Consider the following 8069-nt stretch of genomic DNA (forward strand, 5'->3'; position numbering starts at 1 on the left):
ACAAGACCGTGGCCCAAATCGGCCAGTTGCTCGGCGTCGGCCGCGCTACCATTTACCGCTATCTCGCCCATTTAGGTGTTCCCACCGGCGGCATGCCGAAGCCAACTGAGGCTTAGCGTAATTTTTCGCCCCGTTGTAACGAGAACCCCTCCTGGGCCTGTTTCTCGGCTTTCTCGGCCTGCTGCTTCTGCGCGGCGTACTCCCGGCCGAACGCTTCTAAATCCAGCTCTAGCCGGTGCTGGCCGTACTGCTGACCAGCCGTGCTCAGCTCCGCCCGCTGCTGCTGCACCTGGTCCTGCTGCGCCTCGATGGTCTTCGCCAAATTGTTGCCGCTGTACGCCCGGCCCAACTCGCTGCCTTTCAGGTGGTGGCCCTCGTACGCGAACACCACGGCCTGCAATTTCTCCTTCTGGTACGTGGCCTGCACCCCAATACCATCCCGCTGCATCGCGGCCGTCAGCTCCTCGGTGCTCGTGGCGTGGGGCAAGTGCCGGCTCAGCGCGTCCTGCACGTACAATTTGGCCGCCGCCCGCTCCGGCAACTGCTCGCGCACGGCGCGGCGGTTGTCCTGGCTCACTTCCTGGGCACTGACCAGGCCGTACTGCTTTTCCAACTGGCGGCACGCCTCCAGACTGTGGCGGTAGTTGTGCTGGTCGCTCACCGTGGCCCCCTCATTATCTACCCGATTGACAATGAGATGGGCGTGGGGGTGGTCCTGGTCGCGGTGCCGTACCAACGCCCACTGCGTCCCCTCCGGGTCCACTTTCATCGCCTTCAGGTAGGCGCGGGCTATTTCCTCCATCCGCTCGTTGGGCAGCTGCTCCTTCTCCTCGGCGGGCCAGGCCAGCGCGACGTGCATCACGGCCTTGCCCAAATTCGGGTTTAGCTCCCGCTGCGCGTTGAAGTCCGCCGCCATGTGCTCCGCTGAGGTGCCGCGCACGCCCTCGGTGGCCAGCACCTCGGCCCCCTTCTCTTCCCCGAACACATAGCGGCAAATGCCGCCGAAGCTCTTGCCGATTTTCACCTTGCCTATCATCGCGTCGAATCGGGGGCCAAGTCCTCGAGTAGCCGGTAGAGCTGCACCAGCACCTGCCGGGCCGCCTCGCTCACGTTGTGGCCGGCGTGGAGTTGCTTGGTGAGCTGGTTTAGGTTGCCGGCCATGCCAATGAGCTGCCGCAGCTGCCCCACTTCCTCGACCGTGCGCGGCCGGGACGGGCGGGCCGCGTCGGGGGTGCCGGCCCACACGGCCCGCAATACCTCGCCCATCGACTTGCGGTAATCCTTCGCCTCGGTGGCCAGCTCGCGGTGCTCCGCCTCGGTCAGCCGCACCGACACGGTATGCACCTGGTGGGGGGTGGTCTTCGGCTGTCGGCCTCGGCGGCGGGGGGGCKGGTCGGGGGGCATCAGGCGGTCCCCGAAGGGGCAAGTTTAGTGAGCCCGGAGGGCGAACGAGTTTTGAGCGAAGCGAAAAACATAACTTGCTTAACATCCGAACGAATCCTGCACGGGGTACTAAGGTACGAACCCCACCTGCCCGCACAACACCACCGGCCCCCTTTTTTGCTAGTCCCCAACTGCTGCCCCCTTCCCCCAACTGCCCCCTCGACCGCTGCCCTTTCCGCCGCTCGTCCTCCGACCATCTGACCACTTGGCCACCTTCCCCCCGACTGCTGCCCCTCCCTCAGCTCGTCCTTTTTCTCGTACCCCCCGACCGCGCTTCTCCCCCTACGCTGACCCACCTGGCTCTACTCGATTACCCAGCCACCTGACCACTGCTTTCCTCCTTCCCCCTGAGCTACCCCCCCCCGTTTCGGCCCCTCCTTGCCCCCTTAGCGCGTCCTGGTGCCCTCCGAACCTCTTTTAGCGCTCCCTGGTGCTCCTTGCCCTCTTGGCTCTTCCTGGTGCCCTCCTAGCCCTCTTTAGCACTACCCCGCACTCCCCGGCCCATACCAGTACATAAGCCCGACAATTAAGAGTATAAACTGTTAATTACCAATAATATACAGTTTATAAAATGCGCGCAAGTTACTGGCTTCTAGGGCTTTGTTGTTTTTGTTTTGTTCGCGCCGTTGTATCCCCGAACAGTCCCTAAAAGCCTTTTTTTTCTCGCGCGGGAACAGCAATTGGTGTATTTGAAAAGCTTTGTTCTATTTGAGGGCTCAACAGTAGTTATGATAAATTTTTGATTTTAAATGAGTTAGACGCTCAAAAAAAAATCGAGAAACGGGTTTTAATCCGTGAGAAACGGGTTTTAATCCGTGAGAAACGGGTTTTAATCCGTGAGAAACGGGTTTTAATCCGTTTGAAAACGGGTTTTAATCCGTGAGAAACGGGTTTTATAAATGGGTTTCGCACTCCTTACCCGTTTTTCGCTTATAATTGCATTAAAATCAGTTGATAAGCTTTATGAGCAAGGAACTAGAAATACGCCAACATAATGCCTTAACCAATGCTCGGTACGACTACACTGAGCTGCAATTGGACCTACTGTTCTTTATGGTTTCTCGGCTTCGCAAAGACCAAAAAACGGCAACATATGAGTTGCCCATCAAAGAGTTAACCGCTTTAACAGGCAAACAATATCATCTCCCCTACCTGCGGCTGGCAACGGCCGATATGGGCTCTCGCATGTTCGAGGTGGAAGACAAGACCGGCTACCGGCAGATGTGGATGTTTCAGAGTGTGCATTACCTCGTGGGACAAGGCATCATCGAAATCAAGCTATCCGAAGCGGTTTTACCTTACCTGTTCGACCTCAAAGACAACTTCACTTCCTACACCTTGGCCGCTGCGTTGCGCCTTTCCAGCAAGTACGCCAAGCGCATTTATCAGTATTGCAGCCAGTGGAAAGACTTAGGCGAAACCAAAAAATACGACATCCAAGACTTTAAGAAGCTGCTCGGTTTGCTTGATGAGAAAGGCAATGAGAAGATGGCGCGGCTTAGTGATTTCCGAGAGAGTGTACTAGATGTGGCCGTCAAGCAAATCAACGAGCACACCGAACTGCACATCAGTTACAAGCTCGAAAAGCGGGTCAGAACCTACAAAAACATCGTGTTCACGGTCAAGTCGCAAGCCCTGGCCGAAACCATCCCCTTCGACCTGGTGGCCACGGCTCAGGCCATGCCGGGGGTGCAGCAAAGCCACTTCGACAACGCCGCCCGCATTCTCGACGAGCTGCGCATCACCGATGCCAAGCACCGGCAAACCATCCTGGGCAGCGCGGCCCACGTCGCCGAAGTGAACCGTTACAACCACGACCTGAAAACAGGCAAGGTCAAGGCCTCCCGCAATCCTGGGGGGCTGCTATTGGTCAAGCTGGGCCTAGTCGCGGCCAAAGTGGCCAAGCCCGTTTAAGCTCCTCCCCTCATGCGGCAAAAGATTTACCTCGAACTCGTCATTCTCAAACCGGAAAATGCGGTTCACCTCACCGAAGCCGAACAGCAAGCCATTCCGTGCCATTTTCTGCTTGCTCAGGAGGCGGAGAAGCGTATGCTGGTCATAGAGTACACTCCGGGGTCTGAACGCGCTACAAGGGACCGAATTATTGCCGTTCATCTGCGGGCTTATTCCCGCCGCTACAAAATCATCAGCTATGAGGTATTTGACGACTTCGTACCGGCCCTCCCGGCTCATTTAGTGGACTAGGACTGATAGGATTTTAGGGGCAGTGGGGAAGTACAATTTTTCCCTTTTGTTTCTTCCTTTTGTCCCTTAACATAACATCGGTTATAAGCGGCATCACGGAATAAGGACGGTTTTCGGCCCTCTTTTGGAACACGATTGGAGTAGAATTTTTCTAGGATAGGCTCCTGAAAAACAGGGCTATTTCGCCTTCAACCCTTGCTGGCTCGTATGCTCTTTTGAAGGGCAGCGGGTGGTCCGCCTGGCCCGCTCCTAACCGGGGTCGCACGATAGTAGGAACGGAAAACAACGCTAAGCCCGCTTGACTGTCGAAAACGAGCTGTTTTATCTCACGAAGTCAGTCATTCAAGCAGAAAAGAGCCGTTGATACGTGAGATAAGCAAAAGCTACGCGCTAGACTGTCCAAAAACTGTTTTTCTCAAAAAACGCCCTGATAGCGTTAAAACGGACGTTTTGTGAGATAGGCCGCTGCTCAGCATTCCTCTTACCGTTGTTTTCCGTTCCTACTATTGTGCGACCCCTAACCCTGCTGCGCCATGCCCCCGAAAGACAGCCCGCCCATCGCCACGACGGAGGTCCGGTTCCGGTCCCTGTTCGACAACACCCCCGAACTGATTCTCTACCAGAACGAAAAGGCCATCATTCTCGACGCCAACCCGGCCTTTCTCGCCCTGGTCGCCGAACCCAAGGACCGGGTGGTGGACCACTGCTACGACGATTTTTTACCCCCGGAGGTGCAGCCCCTGTTCCGGGAAAAACTGAAAGAAGCCTTCGCCGGCAAAACCGTGCGCTTCGACATGTACGCCGCCCAGGGCAAGTCCGCGCCCCGGCACTGGGACGTGGTGAAAATTCCGCTCTGGGAAAACGGCGCTGTGGTCGGGGTCCACATGGTTGCCCGCGACATCACCGAAAAGATGCTGGCGCAGCAAGAAATAGTCACCCAAAACCAGGACCTGCAACAGTTTACCTACATCGTCTCGCACAACCTGCGCGCCCCGCTGGCCAGTGCCCTGGGCCTGGCCGACCTGTTGGGCACGGAAGAGCCGGGCTCGACGTACTTTGAAGAGACGCGCACCCACTTGCTGGCCAGCCTGCACCAGCTCGACCAGGTGCTGCGCGACATGAACACCATCCTCGCCATTCGGGACCAGCAGTACCTGGCCGCAGCCGAGGCCGTGCCCCTGGCCGAAGTGGTGCAGCAGGTGGTCCAGAGCCTGCAGGAAGTGGTGGACCAGTGCGGGGGCACCGTGCGGGTAGATATCCCCGCCGACCTATCGCTGCACGCCAACCGGGCCTACCTCTACAGCATCTTTTTCAACCTGCTCAGTAACGCTCTCCAGTACCGCGCCGACGCGCGGCCGCTGGAAGTCACCGTGACGGCGACGGGCGGAGAGGGGCAGGAAACGCGGATAACGGTCGCCGACAACGGCTCGGGCTTTGACCAGGAGCAGGCGGGCGACGACGTATTCAAGCTCTACAAGCGGTTCCATCCCCACCGCCCCGGCCGCGGGATGGGCCTGTACCTCATCAAAACCCACGTCGAGCGCATGGGCGGGCACATCGCCGTGCACAGCCGGGTAGACGAGGGGGCCCGCTTTACCATCGTGCTACCTTAACCCAATGGATACCCTCATCATCGACGACGCCCCGATAGGCATTTTTTTGACCACCCGGCTGCTGCGCCGCGAAGGGCAGCCCACCGACGTGATTACTTCTTTTGTCTCCCCGGTGGAAGCAGTGGCCTTTTTCCGGCAGTTGGGTCCCACCGACGCGCCGCCCCACGTCGTGCTGCTGGACCTGAACATGCCCCTGCTCAGCGGCTGGGACGTGTTGGACGCCCTGAAACCGGTGGAAGCGCACCTGTTGGGCCGGTGCGCGTTCTACATCCTGACCTCCTCCCTGGCTCCCACCGACGAGGCCCGCGCCCGGCAGTACCCCCTGGTAGCGGGCTTCCTGCACAAACCACTGGACGGGGCGAAAATTCAGGCGATGCAAGCCCGGCTACGAGAAACGCGGCTCACCTGACCGCTTCGTCCACGCCGCAACCCCCACGCCCGGCCGTGCTGCTCGTGGACGACGACGCGGCCCCGAAGTACGACGACCAGCGCCTGTTGCCGCAGCGGCAGGGGAACCCGGAAGTGCGGGTGGTCCGCCAGGCCGCCGGCGCGCAGGCCGTCCGCCACGCCCGTTGCGCACCCCCTGGTACCATCGCGGCAATCTTTTAAGCTGTTCCGTGAGCAGGCGCGTATCTTACCCATTCCTTCCCCACTCGCTATGATGCCCCCGAACCACGCGCCGAAGGCCAAGACCAAATCCCTACGGGCCGAAACCGAGGCCCTGCGCGCGCAAATCAAGCAGTTGCAGGCCGACCGGACGACGGTGGCCAAGAAGAAAGCGAAGGACGACAAGTACGAGCAAAGCCAGGTGCGCTTCCGCACCGTGTTCGAGAATTCGCCGCTGGGCCAGAAAATCATCAACCCCGACCTGACCATCCGCCAGGCCAACGCGGCGCTGGTGGACATGCTCGGCCTCGCCCGCCGCGACGAAGTGGAGGGCCGGCGCATCGTTGATTTTGCCCACCCGCACTACCGCGCCGACTGGGACCGCTTGCACGAGCGCCTGTGGCAACACCGCATCCCCAGCTTTACCTTCGAAACCTGCCTGGTGCGGGCCGACGGTTCTTCCTTCTGGTGCCAGGTGCACTCCATTCTGTTCCCGGACGACGGCCACGAGCTGGGCTATACCACCCTCATCGACACCACCGAGCACAAGGACTTGGAAGCGTCCCTGAAGCGCCTCTACGACACGCAGGAAGCTATTATGCACTTGGTGGCCCACGACCTAAAAACCCCCATCGCTCACATTCAGATGCTGACCGAGCTGCTGCACCGCGACGCGGCCAGCGCGGAACCGGAAACCCCCCAGTTTCTGCAGTTGATTGAGCAATCCTGCAACGAGGCCAATGCCCTGCTCAAAGACGTGCTCTACCTCGGGGGACTGGACGCGACCCGGCTGAAAAAGGAGCCCATCAACCTTAATGCCTTTCTGGACGCGCAACTCACCGTGCACCGCCTCGCCGCGCAGGAAAAAGGGATTGCCTTGGCGTTGGAGCTGCCGCCGCACGTCGTGACCGTGCACCTGAACCCCAACAAGTTCAGCCGGGTCGTGGTCAACCTGCTCACCAACGCCCTGAAGTTCACCCCGGCCGGGGGCCGGGTGGTCGTCCGCCTGGAAGAGCCGGCCGGCCGGCCGCGTCTCACGATGCAGGATACCGGCGTGGGCATTGCCCCGGAATTGCAGGCGCACATCTTTGACAAGTTCAGTGCCGCCGCCCGCGCCGGCCTCTACGGGGAAAGCACCACCGGCCTGGGCCTGTTCATCACCCAGCAGATTGTGCGCCTGCACGGCGGCAAAATCTGGTGCGAAAGCCACGAACATGAGGGCACGACCTTCTTTATCGACCTTCCGTAGCCTACCCAGAGTCCCTCAGAAGTAGGGTAGAAGCTTGGTGTTGTGAATAATAAGCTACATTTTACACACTGTAAACGGTCGTTCACAAGATGTAAAATACTGGCTACTCGGCCGCTGGGGCTGGGGCAGCCGGGGCCACGTACTTCGGAAAGTAGGGCGCGGTGTTGGGATACTTTTTCCGGAACGCCGCCCCTTGGTCGCGATAGAATACCCCTTCCCTCGTCAGGCGCTCATTCGCCTGCTGTAGCTGGCTGTTCTCGGTTTGGACCTGCTCTAAATCGGCTTTTGGCACCCGCGAGAAATGACCGGTAACGAGCAGGGTAAGCAGCACCAACACGACGGGGCCAAACGTAAAGCCGACCGTCGAACGCCAGCGGCCGCTTTCAGGGCTGCTAGCCGCTCGTCCAGCGCACTCGTCAGGGCCTTTTGCCGCTCGTCCAGGGAGGTAATCAGCTGATAGCCCGTGTCCTGAAATACCTTCGCCTGCTGCTCCACCTTCCCCACGAGCTGCGCGGCCACGGCCTCGCTGTTCACGTTCAGCGTCAGGGGCCGGTCGCGCTCGGCCAGCTGCACCAGCGCCTGTACCTGGTCCTCGGTGGCCGGCAAGGGGCGTTTGTTGTAGGCGCGTAGCTCCTGGGCAATGCGCTCAATCTCGGCCATTAGGGTAGCAACGCCGTTGCCGGGGGTGGTGGGGGGAGTGGGATTCATCACAAAAGGGAAAGATTATTCGATTCCGTAGCCGCCGCCGCGCTCGATGGTGGGGCGTGGGGGTTTGGGTGTTTGCTGGGGACTCGGGCGCTCCTGGGGGTTCTCGTTACAACGGGGCGAAAAATTACGCTAAGCCGGTGAGGCGGCCGTTGCGAACGAGTGCTCCGGCTGGCGAAGGGGGCGTAAGCCATTGGCTAACAAGGCTTGTTGGTCGGCGAAGGTGTATTTACCCAGCCGGTTGATGT

At 59.7% G+C, this 8069-nt stretch carries 8 protein-coding genes; 5 read left to right on the top strand and 3 right to left on the bottom strand.

The genetic code is table 11. The features are described from left to right. Positions 1 to 112 precede the first annotated feature (112 nt). Together D0T11_RS21230 and mobC are read right to left on the bottom strand one after the other, a co-directional pair. Positions 113 to 1036 carry a relaxase/mobilization nuclease domain-containing protein gene (locus D0T11_RS21230; RefSeq protein WP_119657815.1) on the bottom strand — a complete coding sequence of 308 codons (924 nt, stop codon included), beginning with the start codon at positions 1034 to 1036 and terminating at the stop codon, positions 113 to 115. Continuing rightward, positions 1033 to 1344: a plasmid mobilization relaxosome protein MobC gene (gene mobC, locus D0T11_RS21235; protein WP_182888555.1), complete on the bottom strand. Its 312-nt coding sequence runs from the start codon at positions 1342 to 1344 to the stop codon at positions 1033 to 1035. The genes D0T11_RS21230 and mobC overlap by 4 nt, the downstream gene beginning before the upstream one ends. Positions 1345 to 2406: 1062 nt before the next feature. Here mobC and D0T11_RS21240 point away from each other — a divergent pair. The 5 genes from D0T11_RS21240 to D0T11_RS21260 all read left to right on the top strand — a co-directional run bounded on the left by D0T11_RS21240 (position 2407) and on the right by D0T11_RS21260 (position 7116). Next, a complete protein-coding gene (locus D0T11_RS21240) occupies positions 2407 to 3357 on the top strand; it encodes a replication initiation protein (protein ID WP_119657817.1) in 951 nt (316 codons plus the stop codon). A gap of 12 nt (positions 3358 to 3369) precedes the next feature. Further along, on the top strand, positions 3370 to 3648 hold the full coding sequence (locus D0T11_RS21245; protein ID WP_119657818.1) for a hypothetical protein: 279 nt from the start codon (positions 3370 to 3372) through the stop codon (positions 3646 to 3648). Positions 3649 to 4181: 533 nt separating this feature from the next. After that, positions 4182 to 5261, top strand: coding sequence for a sensor histidine kinase (locus D0T11_RS21250; protein WP_119657819.1), 1080 nt, complete (start codon positions 4182 to 4184; stop codon positions 5259 to 5261). Positions 5262 to 5265: 4 nt separating this feature from the next. Continuing rightward, positions 5266 to 5670 carry a response regulator gene (locus tag D0T11_RS21255; RefSeq protein ID WP_119657820.1) on the top strand — a complete coding sequence of 135 codons (405 nt, stop codon included), beginning with the start codon at positions 5266 to 5268 and terminating at the stop codon, positions 5668 to 5670. 249 nt (positions 5671 to 5919) lie between these two features. Beyond that, positions 5920 to 7116: a PAS domain-containing sensor histidine kinase gene (locus D0T11_RS21260; RefSeq protein ID WP_119657821.1), complete on the top strand. Its 1197-nt coding sequence runs from the start codon at positions 5920 to 5922 to the stop codon at positions 7114 to 7116. 273 nt (positions 7117 to 7389) lie between these two features. On the opposite strand, the gene D0T11_RS21270 is transcribed toward D0T11_RS21260, so the two are convergent. Then, positions 7390 to 7824 (bottom strand): hypothetical protein, encoded by a 435-nt coding sequence (locus D0T11_RS21270; protein ID WP_119657823.1) that lies wholly within the window; start codon positions 7822 to 7824, stop codon positions 7390 to 7392. Positions 7825 to 8069: the final 245 nt, after the last annotated feature.

The organism is Hymenobacter rubripertinctus (assembly GCF_003583925.1).
GTDB lineage: Bacteria > Bacteroidota > Bacteroidia > Cytophagales > Hymenobacteraceae > Hymenobacter > Hymenobacter rubripertinctus.